General features: G+C 54.8%; 19 protein-coding genes. 14 read left to right on the top strand and 5 right to left on the bottom strand.

Going from position 1 to position 21080, the window contains the following annotated elements:
• The first annotated feature begins 142 nt into the window (after positions 1-142).
• From AC3IUA_RS15750 to AC3IUA_RS15695, 12 genes are all read left to right on the top strand, one after another.
• Complete coding sequence (locus tag AC3IUA_RS15750) at positions 143-991, top strand: glycine betaine ABC transporter substrate-binding protein (RefSeq protein WP_489355165.1); 849 nt, start codon at positions 143-145, stop codon at positions 989-991.
• 76 nt (positions 992-1067) lie between these two features.
• Positions 1068-2186: a quaternary amine ABC transporter ATP-binding protein gene (locus tag AC3IUA_RS15745; RefSeq protein ID WP_489355163.1), complete on the top strand. Its 1119-nt coding sequence runs from the start codon at positions 1068-1070 to the stop codon at positions 2184-2186.
• Positions 2183-3031 carry an ABC transporter permease gene (locus AC3IUA_RS15740; protein WP_489355161.1) on the top strand — a complete coding sequence of 283 codons (849 nt, stop codon included), beginning with the start codon at positions 2183-2185 and terminating at the stop codon, positions 3029-3031. Before AC3IUA_RS15745 ends, AC3IUA_RS15740 begins: the two co-directional genes overlap by 4 nt.
• Positions 3028-3876 carry an ABC transporter permease gene (locus tag AC3IUA_RS15735; RefSeq protein ID WP_489355159.1) on the top strand — a complete coding sequence of 283 codons (849 nt, stop codon included), beginning with the start codon at positions 3028-3030 and terminating at the stop codon, positions 3874-3876. Before AC3IUA_RS15740 ends, AC3IUA_RS15735 begins: the two co-directional genes overlap by 4 nt.
• A gap of 12 nt (positions 3877-3888) precedes the next feature.
• Positions 3889-4887, top strand: a complete 999-nt coding sequence (locus AC3IUA_RS15730; RefSeq protein ID WP_489355158.1) for a 4-hydroxyproline epimerase — start codon at positions 3889-3891, stop codon at positions 4885-4887.
• A gap of 135 nt (positions 4888-5022) precedes the next feature.
• A complete protein-coding gene (locus AC3IUA_RS15725) occupies positions 5023-6006 on the top strand; it encodes a GlxA family transcriptional regulator (protein WP_489362368.1) in 984 nt (327 codons plus the stop codon).
• Positions 6007-6227: 221 nt separating this feature from the next.
• Positions 6228-6950 carry a GntR family transcriptional regulator gene (locus tag AC3IUA_RS15720; RefSeq protein ID WP_489355156.1) on the top strand — a complete coding sequence of 241 codons (723 nt, stop codon included), beginning with the start codon at positions 6228-6230 and terminating at the stop codon, positions 6948-6950.
• A 105-nt stretch (positions 6951-7055) separates the two neighbouring features.
• Positions 7056-8375 carry an NAD(P)/FAD-dependent oxidoreductase gene (locus AC3IUA_RS15715; RefSeq protein WP_489355154.1) on the top strand — a complete coding sequence of 440 codons (1320 nt, stop codon included), beginning with the start codon at positions 7056-7058 and terminating at the stop codon, positions 8373-8375.
• A 180-nt stretch (positions 8376-8555) separates the two neighbouring features.
• Positions 8556-9887 (top strand): MFS transporter, encoded by a 1332-nt coding sequence (locus AC3IUA_RS15710; RefSeq protein ID WP_489355152.1) that lies wholly within the window; start codon positions 8556-8558, stop codon positions 9885-9887.
• A gap of 35 nt (positions 9888-9922) precedes the next feature.
• Positions 9923-10828, top strand: coding sequence for a dihydrodipicolinate synthase family protein (locus AC3IUA_RS15705; protein ID WP_489355150.1), 906 nt, complete (start codon positions 9923-9925; stop codon positions 10826-10828).
• A complete protein-coding gene (locus AC3IUA_RS15700) occupies positions 10825-12318 on the top strand; it encodes an aldehyde dehydrogenase (RefSeq protein WP_489355148.1) in 1494 nt (497 codons plus the stop codon). The genes AC3IUA_RS15705 and AC3IUA_RS15700 overlap by 4 nt, the downstream gene beginning before the upstream one ends.
• A 290-nt stretch (positions 12319-12608) precedes the next feature.
• Entirely contained in the window at positions 12609-13535 is a 927-nt protein-coding gene (locus AC3IUA_RS15695) for a 2-hydroxyacid dehydrogenase (protein ID WP_489355146.1), read from the top strand.
• A gap of 88 nt (positions 13536-13623) precedes the next feature.
• On the opposite strand, the gene AC3IUA_RS15690 is transcribed toward AC3IUA_RS15695, so the two are convergent.
• From AC3IUA_RS15690 to AC3IUA_RS15675, 4 genes are all read right to left on the bottom strand, one after another.
• Positions 13624-14232, bottom strand: a complete 609-nt coding sequence (locus AC3IUA_RS15690) for a trimeric intracellular cation channel family protein (RefSeq protein ID WP_489355145.1) — start codon at positions 14230-14232, stop codon at positions 13624-13626.
• 133 nt (positions 14233-14365) lie between these two features.
• Positions 14366-14575 carry a hypothetical protein gene (locus AC3IUA_RS15685; RefSeq protein ID WP_489355143.1) on the bottom strand — a complete coding sequence of 70 codons (210 nt, stop codon included), beginning with the start codon at positions 14573-14575 and terminating at the stop codon, positions 14366-14368.
• A 173-nt stretch (positions 14576-14748) separates the two neighbouring features.
• Positions 14749-16050, bottom strand: coding sequence for a C4-dicarboxylate transporter DctA (gene dctA / locus AC3IUA_RS15680; protein WP_489355141.1), 1302 nt, complete (start codon positions 16048-16050; stop codon positions 14749-14751).
• Positions 16051-16123: 73 nt separating this feature from the next.
• Positions 16124-17479 carry a class-II fumarase/aspartase family protein gene (locus AC3IUA_RS15675; RefSeq protein WP_489355140.1) on the bottom strand — a complete coding sequence of 452 codons (1356 nt, stop codon included), beginning with the start codon at positions 17477-17479 and terminating at the stop codon, positions 16124-16126.
• Positions 17480-17596: 117 nt separating this feature from the next.
• Between AC3IUA_RS15675 and AC3IUA_RS15670 the strand changes: the two genes are divergently transcribed.
• Positions 17597-18343, top strand: a complete 747-nt coding sequence (locus AC3IUA_RS15670; protein ID WP_489355138.1) for a GntR family transcriptional regulator — start codon at positions 17597-17599, stop codon at positions 18341-18343.
• A gap of 38 nt (positions 18344-18381) precedes the next feature.
• Positions 18382-18711 carry a hypothetical protein gene (locus AC3IUA_RS15665; RefSeq protein WP_489355136.1) on the top strand — a complete coding sequence of 110 codons (330 nt, stop codon included), beginning with the start codon at positions 18382-18384 and terminating at the stop codon, positions 18709-18711.
• A 138-nt stretch (positions 18712-18849) separates the two neighbouring features.
• Here AC3IUA_RS15665 and AC3IUA_RS15660 read toward each other — a convergent pair whose 3' ends face one another.
• Complete coding sequence (locus tag AC3IUA_RS15660; RefSeq protein WP_489355135.1) at positions 18850-21066, bottom strand: DUF3604 domain-containing protein; 2217 nt, start codon at positions 21064-21066, stop codon at positions 18850-18852.
• Positions 21067-21080 lie beyond the last annotated feature (14 nt).

The following is a 21080-nucleotide window of genomic DNA, read 5'->3' as shown; positions in this document are numbered from 1 at the left end:
CGGAAATTCTGAAGGCGATGAGTTTCAACCCGTCATGGATGGGCACGAATTTACCTGAGTTAGAGGGTGAGCTTACTGTTGCATCACGGGCTTCTGTTTCTGGAAGTTCTATAATAAGTACAAACTGAGAATGAGGAAGGCCATGAAGAAGATTTGGAAGGCAGTCTGCGCAATTGCATTGATGGGCATGGTAATGCTGCCTGTTCACGCAGAAGAAAAAACCATCACGATGGGCACATTGTCGTGGGAAGACTTGACGCCTATTACGGGTATCACAAAAAAGGTGCTTGAAGACTCTGGTTACACGGTGAAAGTCATTGAGTTTTCCGAGTGGGGTATTGCTTACGCTGCACTGAGCAAAGGCGACATTCAGATAATCGCCTCCCAAACTGACTATGCGTCGCACGACTACTGGAACAAGAACAAAAACCGTCTGGAAAAGCTGTCCCCTGTGTCTTTCGGGCTTTACCAGGGTTTTGCCGTTCCCAAGTATGTTGATATCGACTCGGTCGACCAACTGAATGACAACGCGGACAAGCTGGGCGGCAAAATCATCGGCATTGAGCCAGGCTCTGGCTTGATGAGCGACGCGACCAACGCCGTCAGCGGCTACGGCCTGAAGCTCAAGCTGCTGGAAGGCAGTACCGCTGCCATGACCGCCGCATTGAAATCGGCTGTAGATCGTAAAGAACCGGTGGTTGTAACGATTTGGGAACCGTCGTGGATGGTTCAAAAGTTCGACATGAAGTTCCTGAAAGATCCAAAAGGTATTTTCCCTCCACCCCAGGCTTACTACTGGATTGGCCATAAAGGCTTCGCCGCGGAATATCCGCATGCGCGTGAAGTCATCGCCAGCGTATTCGTGCCCCTGGCCGACATCACCGCTATTAACGGCGAGGTAAAGGACGGCAAGACCATGGAGCAGGCCATTCAAGGCTGGACAGCTAAAAATACCGAGCTGTTAAAGCGTTGGGAAAACATAAAGAAATAACGAGCGTCTCTTTCTTCGCCACTGCCGCCCTTTGATTCAATAGAGAAACCAGAAAACTGGTTCACGGGTTACGAAAATGACAACGGCCAAAATTGACACCAACGAAGTGCTGATAGATTGCCAGTCAGTCTGGAAAATCTTCGGTAAAGCCGCACCTGCAGCAATGAATGCTGTCGTTCAGCAGGGGCTAACCAAGACTCAGATTCTGCAAAACTACGGCTGCGTGGTCGGAGTCTCCGACGTCAGTCTCCAGGTTCGCCGAGGAGAGATCTTTTGCATCATGGGTTTGTCCGGCAGTGGCAAATCTACCCTGATAAGGCTTTTGAACAAGCTCATCGCACCTAGCGCTGGCAAGATCGTCGTCAAAGGCAAAGACCTCTCGTCCTTGAATGCAGCACAGCTGCGAGAGGTGAGAGCGCGCCATATCGGCATGGTCTTCCAAAGCGTCGCGCTGCTGCCTAACCGAACGGTTTTGGAGAACACGGCGTTTGGCTTGGAAGTGCAAGGCGTGGGCAAAGCCGAGCGTTACAAGGTGGCCGAGCAGGCCTTGGCCAAGGTTGGCTTGAGCGATTGGATATCGCGTTACCCGAGCGAGCTTTCTGGTGGCATGCAACAACGGGTAGGCCTTGCTCGGGCGATCACTGCGGATCCTGAAGTGATCTTGATGGATGAGCCGTTCAGTGCGCTTGACCCATTGATTCGTAGACAGTTGCAGGATGAATTCCGGCAGCTGACGAAGGAGCTTGGTAAGTCGGCTGTATTTATCACCCACGACCTGGACGAAGCGATTCGTATCGGAGATCGTATCGCGATCATGAAAGACGGCGCGATCATTCAGGTGGGTACGGCTGAGGAGATCGTTCTCAATCCAGCCGATGACTACGTCGCGGAGTTTGTGGCAGGCATTTCCAGGTTGCATTTGGTCAGGGCTCATTCAGTCATGACACCTGTCGAGCCATTCAAGGCGGCAAACCCAAGCTGTGACATCTCTCGCCTTCCCAAAACCACGCTCGACGCCGATATCAATGAGCTCATCGGATTGACGATGAAGTCTGAGCGCGATGCACTCGCCGTATTGGATAACGGTACGGTAGTAGGGATCATTACACCCCGTGACCTGCTTCGTGGCGTTCAAGGCATTCCAAACGAATTCGCGGCTTCACCTGCCGGTACACTTCTGGAGGCGTCGACATGAGCATTCCTGACTTTTCCAATCAATTCGACGCAGTCATCGACTCGAGCCTGGAATGGCTCATGGATAACGGCGAGTTTGTGTTCGACACGGCTAATAGGGTGTTGAAGGGGATTTTTGAAGGCGTGCAATGGTGTATCGCCTATCCCCCGTATTACGTCATCGCGATTGTCATGGCCCTGATTGGCTGGCGGGCGGTTGGTGTTCGCTTCGCGATTCTTACAGGTCTGGCGTTGTTGTTCTGTGACGTCATTGGCTTATGGCCAGAGACGGTCAGTACCCTCGCGTTGGTGCTGACCGCCACCGTGCTCGCGTTGGTGGTAGCAATACCACTGGGTGTGCTGGCCGGCCTCGCTCCGTCATTTGATCGAGTCGTGGATCCCTGCCTGGATCTGGTTCAAACCATGCCTCCCTACATCTACCTGCTTCCCGCCATTGCGCTGCTTGGGTATGGCACGGCCACGGCACTTTTGGCGACCTTTATCGTTGCTGTGCCACCCGCCATGCGCCTGACCTCTCTAGGGATTCGAATGACTCCCAAAGAGTTTATCGAGCTAGGGGAGGCCAGCGGCGTCACCGGGTGGCAGATGTTCTTCAAGATCCGCTTACCGTTCGCCATGCCAAGCATCATGGCAGGGGTGAATCAAAGCCTGATGATGGCCTTTGGCATGGTGGTGATCGCTGGCATCGTTGGTTCCGGTGGCCTTGGTGAATCGATCTACGGCGCCGTTCGCACACTGGATATCGCCAAATCGATCAACGCGGCAATTGCCATCGTGATTTTGACCATGATTCTGGATCGATTGGCGCAGAGCGCTGCGCGTTCCCGGATGGGAGAAACCCAATGACTTCAGACATCCATTTTTCTCCAGGTGAGTTCCTGGCGCCCGCAGTCGATTGGCTAAACGCTAATTTGCATGGGTTGTTCAAGGTGATCAGCCAGGTAATCGAAGCCGTACTTGGCGGAGTTGAAGGTGCGCTGCTTGCGCCGCATCCTTACGCCATGATCGGCGGTGTGGCGTTGCTGGCTTTCTTTTTTGCCAATAAGAAAGTGGCGGTGTTTGCCGCGTTGATGTTGTCATTTTGCTTGTTCTCCGGGCTTTGGGTTGCGTCGATGCAAACCATCGCGCTGGTGTCTGTGGCAGTGCTGATCTCCGTTGCAATCGCTTTTCCGCTCGGTGTTCTCGCCGCGCGCGTAAAGAAGGTTGATGACGCATTTTTGCCGATCCTCAACATCATGCAGACCGTTCCGCCTTGGGTTTATCTGATTCCCGCCGTCATGCTGTTCAGCCTTGGTCGCGTACCGGCAATCATCGCGACCATCGTCTACGGTATCCCTCCGATGCTCAGGCTGACGACCCTGGCCTTCAAGCAGCTGCCCAAGGAGTTCCTTGAACTTGGGCAGGCTATCGGTGCTTCGCCGAGGTCGATTCTCTTCAAGATCGAATTGCCGACTGCCGCACCGACGCTGCTGGTCGGACTCAATCAATGCATTCTTCTTTCTTTGGCGATGGTGGTTCTGGCAGGTCTGGTGGGTGCTGGCGGACTTGGCGCTGAAGTGACCCGTGGCCTCACAAGGATGGAGATGGGATTAGGTCTTCGTGCAGGCCTGGCGATTGTCGCTGTGGCACTGCTTCTGGATCGACTGTCACGCGGCGCGTTGCAGCGTCACTCCCCACGCAAACTGATTTGAGAGATCTTCAGAATGAGACGTAGCTTTTTTTGTGTTGACTCACATGCGTGCGGGAATCCGGTTCGGGTAGTGACCGGCGGTGGGCCTCTGTTGCCCTCCGTTTCGATGGCTGAACGACGCGAACTCTTCGTTCGTGATCATGACTGGATTCGAACCGCGTTGATGTTCGAGCCCAGAGGACATGACGTTATGTCTGGGGCGATCATCTACCCATCCACGCGTGATGACTGTGACTTCGGCGCATTGTTTATTGAAGTCAGTGGGTGTCTGCCGATGTGTGGGGCCGGCACTATCGGAATGTCTACTGTCGTGATTGAGGAAGGCCTGGTCACACCTCGCGAGCCTGGCACGCTGGCCATCGAAACGCCTGCTGGGCGAGTCGATGTCGACTACACCATGAACGGCGAATATGTTGACTCGATTCGCCTGTTCAACGTGGCCAGTTATCTACACAGTGCCGATGTGGTGGTAGATGTGCCCGGTGTAGGTGAGCTCGTCGTGGACATCGCTTACGGCGGCAATTTCTATGCGGTAGTCGAGCCGCAGGAAAACTGGGCCGGATTGGAAGGCTTGACCACCGCAGACATCGTTAGCCTGAGCCAGAAGCTGCGCACGGCCCTGGCTGAAGCAAGTGACCCTGTCCATCCCGAGAACAGCAGAATCAGCGGCGTTCACCATGTCATATGGTGCGACGACGGACACACAACGGCAGCCGATGGACGCGGCGCAGTGTTCTACGGGGACAAGGCCATTGATCGGTCTCCCGGTGGCACGGGTACTTCTGCACGAATGGCTCAACTGTTTGGCAAGGGCCGTTTAAACGTAGGGGATACGTACCGCAATGAAAGCTTGATAGGGACGATCTTCGAAGGGAAAGTCGAAGCGTCGGTCAAAGTCGGAACGTTCGATGGCATCCGGCCAAGCATCGGTGGCTGGGCGCAGATCACCGGACACAACACCATTTTTGTGGATGATAGAGACCCACTTCGCCACGGCTTTCAGCTTGCTTGATGGGTCCCGCATGGCGTCAGGAAAAAATGATTTCTTGCGCTTGGCGATGCGATGTATTCACGCACCAACCGACGTGTTCTCGTACGTAAAAGAGTAGATCGACCAGTGATCGAACGACGCCAGTTTAGCGGAGGCATGAAGGGGAAAAATCTTCGCTATTTAAATGACAACCCCGACGGAGCAGCTCAAACGGTTAGAGCAGGATTTCTGCTGCTTGAGCACTTTTCGCTCCCCGCATTCACTCAAGTCCTGGATACGATTGTCACTGCGAATCTTCTACGACCCAAGCTGTTCTCCTCCCGAACCCTCGGCATGAGCGACGGTGAGGTTGTCAGTGATCTGGGCCTGGTCATTCGGCCAGATGGCCGTATCGATTGTTCATCGATCAAAGACCTGGATCTGCTGGTTATTTGCGGTGGCTACCGGACAGAACTGAAGGCGACGGATGAGTTGATTGGCTTGCTTAGAGCAGCCTCCGACTTGTGTGTCAGTCTGGCTGGGTTGTGGAATGGCGCTTGGTTCTTAGGGCGCGCGGGATTGCTTGAGGGTTATCGCTGCGCTGTTCACCCCGAACATCGCCCAGCGCTTGCGGAGTTCTGTAAAGCAACACAGGTCAGCAGTGAGCCTTACGTGATTGACCGAGACCGGCTCACGGCGTCCAGCCCGTCGGGGGCCTTCCACATGGCGCTGGACTGGATCAAAGGCTTGCATGACAAAGCTCTGGTCGAGGCGATTGAGGACATCCTCGCTTTTGAGGAGTCTCGGTACAGGCGCATAAAGCCCGCTGAAAATATTTGTGTGAGTGCCCCATTGCGTGAGGTGGTGAAGCTGATGGACGCCAATCTCGAAGAGCCTCTGGAGCTGGAGCAACTGGCGGTTTACGCAGGTCGTTCTCGTCGACAACTCGAACGCCTTTTCAGGGAGCAATTAGGCACAACGCCACAGCGTTATTACATGGAATTGCGCATTACCGAAGCGCGCCGGCTGCTCCAGCACACGGAGTTGTCTCAGGTCGATGTGCTGGTTGCCTGTGGTTTTGTTTCGCCCAGTCACTTCAGCAAGTGTTACAGCTCCTATTTTGGATATCGGCCATCCAAGGAAGTCAGGCTGGTGAAATAGCGTGCGCGGGAGGTTTCTTCGCCAACGCCCATTCCAGGCTTGATGGCTTTCTTTGCCTTCAACCCGAATTGAAAAATCTCACCCAGGCAGCCGTCCGTCATTCAGGTATTCGATGCTTCACGGATCGGGTATATTAATTGTAGACACAAAGAATAATGTTGTTTTATAGTGATAATACAGGTAGTAGACCATGCTCACTTACCCGTATGAAGGTTTCCATAATGGCAACGAAAGAACTCGAACCGCAGGCTTCCTCTGAGCTGCCTGTTGACCGTAAAACCGTGCTGGGGGAGACGCTACGGCGCCGCATCCTGAGCATGGAGCTTGCTCCCGGTGCCGTCGTTGATGAGCTGGCCTTGTGTGACGAATTCGGTCTTTCTCGTCCACCTGTGCGTGAGCTCATGCGGCAGATGGCTGCTGAAGGCTATATCGACCTTGAGGCGAATCGGGCTGCCCGCGTGTCGTCGATGAACTATCAATCGCTGCGAAGCTTTTTTCTGGCTGCACCATTGATATACATCGCGACAACCCAACTGGCCGCCACGCACGCGACGCCCTCCGAGATTGCCGAGCTAAAGCGCATACAAGAATTTTTCCGAGAGGCAATCGAGGAAAAAGATGTCGAGAAACGCGTGCTTTATAACGATGAATTCCATTTGCAGATCGGCAAGATGGCGCATAACGCCTATTTGTTGCCGAGCTTGCAGCGTTTGCTGATCGACCATGCGCGTCTAGGGAAGATCTTTTATCGCCACCCAACGACAGTTGATATGCAGGCAGACCTGAAGTTGGCGACCCAGCAGCATGACGAAATGATCAGTGCTATTGAAAACCATGACCCGGCTTTAGCGGGAGATATCGTGCGCGCGCACCTTGAACTGTCGCGCCGCAGAATGTCCGAATACGCAGCGCCAGAAGGGTTGGAAGTAGCAATTAATTATTAATAAGCAGCCGGTTTTACTTGCATAAGCACTACACATAATGTGATTAGGTCGATGCAGACGGGAAGCTTATAGAACTTATAACTATAAATAACCCAGGTCGCGAAAATGGCAAAGATCAGATACACACCGGCAGACGATTCTACTTGCGGCTGGTTTCACCTTAGCCAGCCTAGAGTGGCTCGTCCATCCCACTCTGGCATCCGCTCGGCCCGCTGGGTTGTGGTGGGTGCCGGTTTCACGGGGCTTGCAGCAGCGCGTCAACTGGCGCTGAATTTTCCTGATGACGAGATTGTTCTGATCGAGGCCCAGGAAGTTGGTTATGGCGCATCCGGAAGAAACGCCGGCTTCGCCATTGACCTGCCACACGATATCGGTGCTGATGACTATATCGGTGATATCAAGACTGCCAAAATCAGCATGGAACTGAACCTGGCCGGTCAATCCATGCTGAAGGATCTGGTCGAAAAACACCGGATCGACTGCCAATTTCGTCTGTGCGGAAAGTATCAAGCCGCCATAGAAAATAGAGGCATAGCGGTTCTGGATGCCTACCGTCGTGGCCTGGATAAGCTTGGCCAGGATTACCAGATGATCGAAGAGCAAGACTTGCCGAATCACATTGGCACGCACTTCTATCGCAAGGCTCTTTTTACACCTGGCACAGCCCTGATTCAACCAGCGGCACTGGTCAAAGGCCTGGCCGATAGCCTGCCCGCGAACGTAACGCTTTACGAAAATACGCCGATTACTGGCGTCGAGTACGGCGATAAAACCGTTCTAACTCACAAGAATGGTCGTATTGTTGCGGACAAGCTACTCCTGACCAACAACGCGTTCGCCATGAGCTTCGGCTTTTTGAAAGGGCGCATGCTGCCGATTTTCACTTATGCGAGCCTGACCCGGCAGCTGACGGAGGAAGAGCAGGTACGACTGGGTGGCCTGCCTTATTGGGGCGTGATTCCCGCCGATCCTTTTGGTACTACCTTGCGCCGTACAACTGACAATCGTCTGTTGGTGCGAAACAGCTTCAGCTTCAATGCCGATGGACGCAGCCATCCTAAGTACCTTCAGCGGTTTGTCCAACGGCATAAAGATTCATTTGAGCGTCGTTTCCCCATGCTTCCTGAGGTCAATTTCGAGTACACCTGGGGCGGTTCGTTAGCGTTGTCCAGAAACCACATGGCTCATTTCGGACAGCTATCAAATAACGTCTATGGTGCTCTGTGTTGCAATGGACTAGGTGTTACGCGAGGAACGGTTACGGGATCATTGCTAGCCGATTGGTTAGCGGGCAAGAAAAGCCATCTTACTGACTTTCTTCTGTCCTCCCCAGGGCCAAACAGGAACCCACCTGAGCCGATACTTTCAGCGGGAGTTAATATGAACTTGCTATGGGGCCAGTGCCGGGCAGGAAAGGAAAGCTGATCAAGTAACAATTTACTGATAACAACGAATTTAAACGTTTAAACGATTGATTGGAAGTTTTTGGTTCTATTGGCTCGCCCATGGAGGCTGACTGTTTCTGATCGAGACGGTTTTCGCTCACCCGAGTTTTGGTTTTGCGCTTAAGCCTTTCAAATGACCGAGGCGAAATAGGAGACAATAATGACAAGTCCTAACGCATCCATCGAGGATGTTCCGCTCAATAACTTTCACCGCTTGTTGACCGCCCGTTCTGGGGGCGGGTCATTTGTGGACGGTTATGTGTTAAGCATTATCGGTATTGCGATGATGCAAATTACCTCTGCTCTGAGTCTCTCGGAGTTCTGGCAGGGAATGATCGCGGCATCGGCATTGATGGGGGTTTTTTTTGGCGGGTTTATCGGTGGTTGGCTGACTGACAAATTAGGCCGCAAGACCGTTTATTTTATCGGGCCATCCCTGTTTATCATCTGTTCTCTGGCGCAGTTCTGGGTTGAATCGGCAGCGGCATTGTTTCTCTTCAGGTTCATTATCGGTTTGGCAGTGGGCATTGAGTACCCGGTGGCTACGTCGCTGTTGGTAGAGTTCTTGCCGAAGAAACAACGCGGCCCAAGACTCGCAGCACTGACGATCCTGTGGTTTGCCGGCGCAGCATTCGCTTATGTCGTTGGTAACGCAATTCTGAATACGGGTGGTGACGACGCCTGGCGCTATGCGTTAGCAAGCGCCTCCGTCATCGGGCTAGTGTTGTTCTTGCTGCGCATTGGTACACCGGAATCCGCTCGTTGGCTTTTGAGCAAAGGACGTGATGACGAAGCCGATTTTGTAATCAAGCGAGTGTATGGCCAGCACTATTCGCTACGAGACTTACCTGAAGAACCAGACGCACAGAAAATGTCATTCCGTGATTTGCTGCATTCCGGCTACGGCAAGCGCTTGTTCTTTGTCTCGGTCTTTTGGTCTTGCTCGATTATTCCAGTATTTGCTGTGTATGCCTTTGCCCCCAAAGTTCTTCTGGCACTGAATCTAAAAGGGGAGTGGGCCTCATACGGCTCTATGGCCATCACGCTACTGTTTGTCGTGGGTTGTGTTCTAGCGACGAGACTGATTAACACCATTGGCCGTCGCTGCATGCTGATTCACAGTTTTCTATGGTCTGGTTTGGCGCTGTTGGGTCTGGCGATTTTCTCAAACAGTAATGAAATTCTTGTTCTTTTTCTTTTCGGAGCCTATGCCGTGTTTATCGGTGGGGCGCAGGTTCTGCAACTGGTCTATCCGAACGAACTTTTCCCCACAGAAATCCGCGCCTTTGCCGTCGGCATCGGCACCTCGCTGTCCCGTGTAGGGGCGGCAGTTGGCACTTACCTGGTGCCTGTTTCGCTGCAGACACTGGGTATCGGCAACACCATGTACGTGGCTGCGGTCGTCACCTTTATCGGGCTGATGGCGGCATGGGCTATGGCACCTGAAACACGTTCGCTGAACTTGCGCGATGCGGCGGCATTGAGCAGCTGAGTTGAAAAACATCCCTTACTGATGGAGAGGCAATCATGAAGTTCGAAGGCATTTATACCCCGGCAATTACTCCCCTGACTCCAACTGGGGCAATCGACAAGCCTGCATTCGCTGAGGTGCTCGAATACCTGATCGAGTCGAAGGTGCACGGCATCATCATCGGTGGTTCGACCGGCGAGTATTACGCTCATACCTCTCAAGAACGCATCGATCTCGCGACTCAGGCCAAGGATGTCATTGGCGGACGACTGCCGCTGGTCATCGGCACCGGTGCTATTCGCACTGAAGATTCCGTCGAGTATGCCAAGGCAGCCCGCGCCATCAAGGCAGATGCCATCCTGGTTGGGTCGCCACCCTATGCGCTGCCGACTCAGAAAGAAAACGCCATCCACGCGTTGACTGTCGACCGTGCCGCCGACCTGCCGATCATGCTCTACAACTACCCGGCGCGCATGGGTGTCAGCATGGGTGAAGAGTTTTTTGAGGCGGTTTGCGAATCGAAAAACATCGTCGCCATCAAGGAAAGCTCCGGTGACATGGCGCAGGTGCATAACCTGGCTCGCAACTACCCAAACATCGCCCTGTCCTGCGGCTGGGACGATCAGGCTCTTGAGTTCTTCGCCTGGGGCGCCCGCAGCTGGGTGTGTGCCGGATCGAACTTCATCCCGCGCGAACACGTTGCGTTGTATGAAGCTTGCGTGGTCGAAAAGGACTTCGATAAAGGTCGCAAGATCATGAGTGCATTCATGCCTCTGATGGATTTCCTGGAAAGCGGTAAGTTTGTCCAGTCCATCAAGGTTGGTTGCGAATTGAATGGCCTTCGTACCGGCAGTGTTCGTTCGCCGCTTCAACCTCTGTATGACCATGAAAAACAGGCCCTGCAGGAAATCATTACCACCCTGAAACATGACGTCGCTCAGGTGACCGGGAGTTCAAAATGACTGGCCTTCTTAGCGCGGCAGAATATGCCGCCATTGCCAAAAAACTGAAGTTCCCAACGCAGTCCTTCGTTAACGGCGAGTCCTACACGTCCGGTTCGGGCAAAACGTTTACAACAACGAATCCGGCGACCGATGAAGTGCTGGCCGAGATCACGGCTTGCGACGCAAATGACGTTGACTTCGCCGTAGCGAAAGCCAAAGAGGCCTTCGAAGATGGTCGCTGGCATAAGCTGAGCCCCGGCGAGCGCAAGAGGGTGTTGTTGCGCTTTGCCGACCTCCTGGAGCAGAACTCCCACGAGCTTTCTGTCATGGAAAGTCTGGATAGCGGCAAGCCCGTTCGTGAGTGCCAACTCACGGATATTCCCGAAACCATTCACACCCTACGTTGGCATGCGGAACTGATCGACAAGATCTACGACAACACTGCACCGGTCGGTTCCGGCGCATTGACGCTGGTTGTGCGTGAAGCCATCGGTGTTGTGGGTCTGGTTCTGCCGTGGAATTTTCCGCTGCTGATGTTGGCCTGGAAAATCGGCCCTTCGCTGGCAGCAGGCTGCTCGATCATCGTCAAACCAGCCAAGGAAACCACGCTGACTGCCTTGCGTGTCGCCGAACTTGCGTATGAAGCCGGTGTACCGGCTGGCGTCTTCAACGTGCTGTCGGGCGGTGGCAGTGAAGTAGGTGAGCCGCTTGGCCGGCACATGGATGTGTCCATGGTCAGCTTCACCGGTTCGACAGCAACCGGTCGCCGCTTCCTTAACTATGCGGCAGATTCGAACCTCAAACGCGTTGTGCTTGAGTGTGGCGGCAAGAACCCGGCTGTTGTGATGAATGATGTAGAAGATCTGGATTCGGTCGCAAGCCATGTGGTCAATGGCGCATTCTGGAACATGGGTGAAAACTGCTCGGCTTCCTCGCGCTTGATCGTCCATGCCGATGTTAAGGACGAGCTTGTGAAACGTATCGGCGTCCAGATGCGGGAATGGAAAATGGGCAGTCCACTGGATCCGGAAAACCGTATCGGTTCCATGGTCAGCAAATCGCATTTCGAGAAAGTCCGCTCCTACCTTGAGCAGGCTGGCATCGAGAAGCTGCGGGTTGTCTTTGGCGGCAACACCGAGAGCGATATTTTTGTTGAGCCTACCGTCGTAGATGGTGTGGGTGCTGATAGCAAGCTGTTCCAGGAGGAGATCTTCGGCCCGGTGCTCGCCGTGACGACGTTCACCACCATCGACGAAGCCATCGCCCTGGCCAATGACTCGGTGTATGGCTTGGCGGCATCGGTCTACACCGACAATTTGCGCAACGCTATCAAGCTTTCGCGTGAAATACGCGCTGGTATCGTGACGGTCAATTGCTTCGGTGAGGGCGACGCCTCGACACCGTTTGGCGGATACAAAGAGTCTGGTTTTGGCGGGCGCGACAAGTCTATCTGGGCACACGATCAGTACACCGAGATCAAGACGATCTGGATTGACGTATCTGAGTAGGAAGTCCCTGCAGCAGAAACACGTGTACGCATTCATCTCGATTTTCCATTGAGGAGGTCGGGATGAGTGTTTGTGTTGGTCTCCGAGATTTATCTCTGCTTGAACACGCAAGCAAAATTCACGCTGAAAAACAGCAGTCGTTTTCTTGCGGTTTGGTCACCCACCGTTGCGTGTTCGGCAGTTTGCTTGCGGAGCGATCCGCAAGCTTTTTTAAATGAAGCGTTAAAGAGCGAAGCTGCAGTGCGAGTGGCATATCACTGATAGAGCCCTTTCTGATCAAGGAGCTTTCAATGTGCATCCTATACATGGCGGACTCGTCCAGCGCGGATGAGTGGCGGGATCGCCTGTCAAGGCTCGCTCCTACGCTAGAGTTTCGTGAGTGGCCTGATGTAGGTAACCCGGCAGAGGTGCAATACCTCTTGGCATGGGAGCCTCCAGGCAATCTCGCCGAGCAGTTTTGTAACCTGCGAATCCTTTACTCTGCAGGAGCCGGTGTCGATCAGTTCGATTTGGCCCAGCTACCTGGTCAGGTGTCGCTCGTTCGGCTGGTTGATAGGTCGATGGCTGACATCATGGCCGAGTACGTGCTGTTTGCTGTTCTAGCCTTGCATCGAGACATCCTCGTCTACCGGGAGGATCAGCGCGCTGGTCGATGGCAACCACTGCCTTTAGTGCCGGCGTCACAGCGACGTGTCGGTGTCATGGGGGTTGGCAACCTCGGACGCGCCGCGCTTGATCGTCTTCAACCATTGGGTTTTCAGCTCAGTGGCTGGAATCGTTCTTTGAAGGAGGTTCCGGGTGGACACTGTTACGTCGGCCCAGACGAATTAGAGGAGTTTTTGGGGCAGTGCGACATCCTTGTAAACATGCTGCCGCTGACTCCAGAAACAGACGGGATATTCAATGCGGCGAGACTTGATTGTCTGCCTCATGGTGCTGGACTAATTAACGTAGGGCGTGGCGCACACGTTGTAGAGCAGGATCTGCTTTCTGCGTTGGATGATGGCCGTGTGGGTGGTGCTGTATTGGATGTCCTGGTCCAGGAGCCGCCCATTGAAGATAGCCCCTTTTGGAATCATCCCCGCGTGCTCTTGACCCCTCATATCGCTAGCGATGTGCAGGTTGAGGGTGGTGTAGCGGTGATAGTCGAGAATCTTCGAAGAGAAGGTGAGGGGACGCCGCTGTTGAATGTGGTTGATCGGTCGAAAGGCTATTAGATCTCGCGTTGCGGGGGCTGAAAAAGCGTGCGCGAGTTGTTGGTTTGTCGCGCCTCTGTTCTTGAGATGTACGGTGATCCACGACGAATTAACCCTGCTTGGTAGAGAAAATCGCTGGCATTTGAAGATGCCTGTAAATGGCCAAAAACCTCAGGCCGAAGGTGAAAATCAAAGCAATCCAACCGGCAATCCAGACCGACGGAAATATGTTGCGCAACACAACATACAGGGTGCACCCCAACAAGATTGGCGTGGCGTATATCTCACGTGACATCAACAGTGAGACTCTTCCGGCCAGGACATCGCGTGCTATACCGCCTCCAATGCTGGTCAGCACGCCCATCATCACTGCCAAAGGCGCGGCAAGGTGCAATGCCAGCACTTTCTCCGTAGCCGCCAATCCGAACAGTGCAGCCGCCAAACCATCGAGATAGAGCAGCAGGCGATAACGACGTTGTAATTTTTTAGTCAGAAAAAACGCCAGCAGTGCAGCAATCAAGGCGGCCCAAATGTAATTGAAGTCTGCAATCCAGAAGATCGGAAGATCCAGCAGCAGATCCCTTATCGTGCCACCACCAATAGCGGTGATGATGCCTAGCACCACAGCGCCGAATAAATCGACATCGGCTTTTTGGATAGCCAACACACCGGTTATTGAAAACACCGCAATGCCTAGCATCTCCTGAAAATAAAGCATTTTCTATTCCTTTCTCAGGTTAGCCATCCGCTTTTGGTCGTCAATGAACTGTCACGAAGGGTAGCAACTCCTTCATAGCTGCCTATGGCGATGAACACCAATGGATGTAACCAGGCTGGTTGAAGATGAAATTTCAGATCAAAACAAATTTGGCAAATCCATAACCGCGCACTGCGCCGATGCATACCAGGACGATGGCCAATCCGACAGGGTAAAAAAACACCTCGCGCCAAGGCCCGTAGGGGTACTTCAGTGGCTCGTTGAGCGTGGCGTGTTGGACGCGTTGTTGCTCAAAGAACATCCTTTGCTGTTCTTTAAACTGTTCAAGCCTGGAATTCGTCATCGTCCTGCACCTTGAGGGGAGGGCTGCACGTGGAGTTTAAACCCTCCGGGCGTGTTTGGCGGACGAGATTGAAAGCGACTCAGCACGTTCAACACATAGCAGACACTCGACCTTTCCGGTGATCTTATCCGTCAAAACAACTGCCCCGAATTAATCCGGGGCAAGCTTATCGGTTAAAGGGCCGCCTCCGGATTACGACCGAACACCCGGGTGTATTCGGCTTTAGCGGTCTGTTCAGCAAATTCTCCCGACCATTTGGACACCACCACCGTTGCTACGCTGTTACCAATCGTGTTGCAGGTGGCGATGGCCATGGACATGAACCGGTACACGCCAAACAGCAAGGCCAGGCCTTCCACTGGCAGTATTCCGATCGCCGACACCGTCGCGGCAAACACCACGAAACTGCCACCGGACACAGCTGCTGCACCTTTGGAGGTCACCAGCATGATGGCGATGGTGCCCAGTTGTTGCTCCCAGCTCATCGGCACGCCGTAGGCATTAGCGATGAACAGCACGCACAGCGACATGTAGATCGAGGTGCCATCGAGGTTGAACGCGTAGCCAGTGGGCAACACCAGCCCGACGCTTTGTTTGGAGCAGCCGAACTTCTCGAGTTTTTGCAGCAGTCGCGGCAAGGCACTTTCCGAGGAGGCGGTGCCGAGCACGATGAAAATTTCATCCTTGATGTACTTCAGGAACCGCCACAGGCTGAACCCGGACAAGCGACAGACCACGCCCAACACCACGAAGATAAAGAACGCGATACAGACGTAGAACATCAGCACCAGGTTGGCCAGCGACATCAGCACTGCGGTACCGTTGCTGCCGACCGCGTAAGCGACAGAGCCGAATGCACCGAGCGGGGCGAACTTCATGATCAGGTTGATGAACTCGAAAAAGCATTCGGAAATGCGATTCAAGCCGTCTTCGATAACGCAGCGGCGCTCCGGTTTAAGGGCCAGCAAAGCGAAGCCGAACAGCACCGAGATAACCAGCACTTGCAGTAATTGACCACCGGAAAACGCGCCGACGAAATTGTCCGGGAATATCCCGTAGATGAAATCCATCGTTGATGCCGGTGCGTGGCCTTTGGCGACCGCCGCGCTGGCCGCCGCCGCAGTGGCGCTGCTGGGATGTGCGTCGTGCATGCCGGAGCCGATGTCCAGCAGGTTGCCCCAAAGCAGGCCGATCGCCAAGGCAACGGTGGACACCACTTCGAAGTAGATAAGGGCTCGTAAACCGACCTTGCCGACCCGTTTGATATCGCCGGCCGAGGCGATGCCATGTACCACGGTGAAGAATACCAACGGCGCGACCGCAGTCTTGATCAGTTTGAGAAAGATATCGCCGAGGATCTTGAACTTGGCGGCCAGTTCCGGGGCCAGGAAGCCGAGGGCAATGCCCAGCACCATGGCGGCGATGACCTGAAAGGTCAGATCCTTGTAGAAGGGTTTTTCGTTGATTGTGGTCATGTCTGCTATCTCGTTGTTGTTTTTGGCGAGCAATGGGCAGAGGGGCGCGAGCGTGGGCGAGCCCCTGTGAAGATCAGCGTTTGACAGAACCCTCTCGAGCCAGGGCGATGTCGACCATTTGCGGCGCCAGACCCAGGTAATTGGCCGGATCGGTCAGGCGCTTGAGTTCCTCGACGTCCAGTTGTGCGGTGGCTTCGCCTTGAGCCAGCAAGGCATCGAGCAGGCTGATGCCTTCGTCGTTGGCCATGCGGCAGGCGGCATACACCACGTCATGGGCCACCTGACGGCCCAGCGCCGGGGCGAGGCCCATCATCACGGCTTCTGCAACGATCAGGCCTTGGGTCATGTCGAGGTTTTTGCGCATTCGTTTAGTGCGCACTTCCAGTCCGGCAAGCATGAATTTCGCCTGACCGAGGGACGCAGCGCTCAACGCGAAAGCTTCGGGAATGGCGATCCATTCCGCCTGCCAAGGGCCGGTGGAACGTTCAAAATCCTGAATCATCGCGTCGAGCATCAGGCCGGCATGCTGGCGCACGCCTTTGGCAGCGGCGTACATCAACTCACAGGAAATCGGATTGCGCTTCTGCGGCATGGTGCTGCTGGCGCCACGACCTTTGACGAAGGGTTCATACACCTCACCCAACTCGCTGGTCATCATCATCATGACGTCCAGCGCGATCTTGCCCAGAGAACCAGTGACCAGCCCGAGGAAGTTAAGGGTTTCGGCGAGGCCGTCCCGGGCGACGTGCCAGGTGGCTTGCGGCACGCCCAGGCCCAGTTCGGCCATTAGTGCTTCCTGAACCTCCAGGCCTTTGTCACCCAACGAAGCCAGGGTGCCCGCCGCGCCGGCGAACTGGCCGATTTCCACTCGCGGACGGAGTTCTACCAGGCGTTCGGCATGGCGGTCGAACATGCTTAGCCAGACCGCGCATTTATAGCCGAAGGTGATCGGCAGCGCGTGTTGCAGATGAGTACGGCCGGCCATCGGCGTATCGCGATAGCGTTTCGCAAGGTCAGCGAGCAGGCCCCGCACGGCCTGGATGTCTCGCTCGACGATCGCCAGTGCAGCGCGTACTTGCAACACCACGGCAGTGTCCATGATGTCTTGGGTGGTTGCGCCCCAATGGACGTAGCGGCCGGCTTCGCCACAGGTTTTCGACAACTGTTCAACCAGCGGCAGAATCGGGTAGCCGACGATTTCGGTCTCGTGCTGCATGAGCACCATGTCGAGCGAGGCATAGGTCGCGAGTTCTGCGATTTGCTCGGCGGCCTCGCTTGGGATCACGCCGCAGCGTGCCTCGGCCCGGGCGAGGGCCACTTCCACTTCGATGTAACGTTCGATCAGGGCTTTGTCGGAAAACACGCCGCGCATCTCGGCAGTGCCGAACATGTCGCGAAAGAGGGCGGAGTCGAAAACGGTGCTGGACATGAGGAAATCCCGAATTTGTGCGTTATTGATCGGACATATTAAATATGTCCGTACATAATTCTTACGTGCTGGCTGATACACTGTCAACTCGGTAAACGTTCGGGACTGATGAAAGGTATGAACCAGACGCGCTATGCGATCGTTGCAAAAGACTTGATGGAGGGGATTGCCAGCGGGCGGTATGCGGTCGGAACGCTGCTGCCCACCGAATTCGAGCTGTGCGATCTTTATGACGTGAGCCGACATACGGTGCGCGCCGCCATTACCCAATTGCAGAATCAAGGCCTGGTCTCACGGCGTAAAAGGGTCGGTACGCGGGTTGAGGCGTCATCGCCCAAGGGCGGCTATTCGCAATCTCTGGCCTCGGTGTCTGACTTGGTTCATCTGGCCGAAACCCAGATCCGCAGCATTCAGAACGTGCATCACTTCGTGGCCGACATTGCCCTGGCACGACGCTTGGGACTGGAGCCTGGTGAACACTACTTTTGCGTGTCGAGCATTCGGGTCGATCAGGAAAACCTGCGTGCGCCGCTGTGCTGGACGGATGTCTACGCCCAGGACATTTATTCGGCGGTGATCGAGTTGGCCGAGCAACACCCGGACGAGCTGATTGCGGCGCTCATCGAACAACACTTCGGTCGGCACATTGACGTGGTAGATCAGCAGGTGAGGGCGGTGTTGCTGACACCCGAGATCTCGAAGAGCCTCAATGCAGAGGCTGGCTCCCCGGGCTTGAACATCATTCGCCAGTACCGTGACGAAGAGGGCGCGCTGATGGTCGTGTCGGAAACCACTCACCCTCAGGACAGGTTTACTCTGGTGACTCAGATGAAGAGAGAAAAGAATCCTGTCGCAATAACCTAATGACCCGGACATCCATTTTTAGTGACGAGAAATCCTGAATGAGCGCAGAACTGAGTGAGGAAGAGATGCGCCAGGCGCTATTTGGCTCCTCAAACCAACCCGCCCCCGAGTTACCACCGAAACGAGTTGAGCCAGAGGCTCTGGCAAAGCCACAACCTGACTCAAAGCCCCGATCGGTTGCTAAACCACTCTCGCCGAAACTCAGGGTGGTGCTGCACGTTACAAAGGAATTTGAAGGCAACGTAGAGGTGTTCATTTATGACGCGAATACATTGAGCACCCTTGTCGCAGAACAGGAGGCGAAGAATGAGGCTAGAAAGAAGAAATTCAGGTATTTCGAGCTAGTGTCCGTCAAACCTGTCTCATAGCTGATTGCCATGAACGCGGGTACGCATGGGCATCGACTCAGAGCCAGGTCTAGAAGCAAGAGAGCGTTGTGCTGCCGGGTTTTCACCCCCACAACTGACCGAAATCGACCCAAGCCAGTCCGGTCGTGACAGGCAGCGCTACTTGACCTCCTCAACCTCATAATTCACATAGCCGAACTCGTTGCTGCGAGCCGCCATGTATTTGCCGTTTTGCTCGAATACCGTGGCCTCGAAGGGTGTGCCGCCGAGTGTTGTCACTAGATGCCCGTCCTTGATTTCATATTTGGCCGGCACGCCAAACTGGCTGTTATGCAGCATGTTCAGGTATTCCCCTTGCGTAGGCGGCTTGCCATCGACGCTGGTAACCAGGCGTTGGCCTTCGGTGCCATAGACGATCTCGAACGTCTGGCCGGTGACGGTATTGCGCACCTTGATGGTTTTGCCCACCACGTAGGCTTGCAACTGCTCGTTAGTGAGCGCTTTGGCGCCTTCGGTTTTCAGCTGATCGATGGTTTTGCCAGCAGCGACAAGCTTGCTGTCCTCAACTGTCGGCGTGTACCAGATCGGCGAAGTCCACGCACGTTCCTGGACGGTGGCCGAGACGTCGGCCGGCGGCGGTACTTGCAGCTTGGCCGCGTCATAGGTGCTCCAGCGCGGGGTCGGAATCTGTAGCACGCGGGCGTAGTAGAACGCGTGCTGGGCCAGATCGAAATCGGGATCGACCCAGACTTTTTTCAGCTCGGTGGCACCAATGGTATTGGTGTAAGTCGCCTTGGAAACATCGACCGTGGAGCCCACCGGTGGGATTTTTCCGGTGGCCTGGTCCAGTTGGCGATCACCGGACCAGGCGACGTCGTAGATCTTCTCGAAGGTCTGGCCGTTTTTGGTCCAGCCCTTGATGATCTGGATTCGGTCGAGGTTGCCATCGTCGACATCCTTGACCGCCCACACCACGAAGGACGGAGTCTGTTGACCCTGTTTTGCCGGCAAGTCGCCGCCCATGGGAACGCCCTTGGCGTAGGCGGCATGCACCCAGTCTTTTTCATTCCACAAACTGCTGTCGAAGCCCCAGCCACCAAACATGCGCACGGGGATGCGCACGCCGCTGGTGCCATAGACTTCTTTACGTTTCATGGCATCAAAGATCGATTCACGGGTGTTTTCTTCGGCCCAGACACCAGCCAAACCGGATGTGCTGGTTTGCAAGGCTATCAAGCCCGAGTCCTGTTTGCCGGAAAGACGCGCCGCCGGGGTGCTGTCGGTAAAGCCGTGGGAGCCGAAGTTGTTGCTCTGCAAATAAGGAATCACCCCATTGTGCGAGTCGCTGGCGCCGACCACGCCCATTTTGTAAGGGTTGTATCCACGAGTTTGCTGCAAAGCCATACCGTTTTGCCAGGCTTGCCTGATGTAACTGCCATTGAGTTTCGACGTGCTATTGTCGATGCCGATCAGGAAACTCATGATTTCATAATTGGCAAATTCGTCTGTCGGCGACAGTTCGGGGTGGGTTTCCGAGGTGCCCTTTACCTGGTGAATTTCGGTGAGGGATTCATTGCGCATCCGCGTTTCGGCCCAGGCGGCATCGATGGGGCGGCCACGGTCATCTACGTCCACCGGAAACATCAGGCCATTGCTGAGGTTGGCATTGTGGGAGATCGCCAGCACCTCGTTGCCTTTTTTGCGTTGATCGTCCATCCAGCCCCACAAATCCTCCGGTTTGTCCGAATCGAGGGCCGTGAAGGGCAGGTCCGGCACCTTCTTCGAGTCGCGGAAAAACACATTGCGGTGCATGTTTTGATTATTGGGGGCTGAGGTCCATTCATAGGCGACAAACGTGGTGAACTTGCCGGGCTTGTAGTACTTGTCGGCGATGGCGATGTTCTGCTGCCAGATATTGCCGGCAACCTTCGGATCAATCAGCTCCTTGATCGGGTGGCTTAAGCTGCCGGCGATCCATTTGAACACCCGGTTGAAATCTTCCGGGTTTTTGACAATCAGCTTTTGCGCGATGGGCAGCTTGCTGAAGTCTGACTTCGGATCGTTGGCCAGGGCGATCACGCCCACGTATTCCGAGTGGTCGGTCACGCCATGGAAATCCAGCGGGCGACCCTTGAGTTGCACTTCAAGCCCCATTGGATGCTTGACCGGCATCCCAAGTGAGTATTGGTACGCCTGCTCGGGATCGACCTGGTGGTTGCCGATCAGGTAGGCATCAATCGACCAGGAGCTGTGCGAGTGCGTCTGGCCAAAGTAAACCTCGCGATCCGGGTTGCCCTCTGCCAATGCCAGCGTGCTGACAGTTAGCACGGCGCAACCGAGCAGTGTTGGCGCGGTGAAGTGTGTAGGGGTTTTCATATTCCACGTCTCCG

It is taken from the genome of Pseudomonas sp. KH_050 (assembly GCF_057838875.1).
This window is presented reverse-complemented; position numbering and strand designations above follow the sequence as displayed.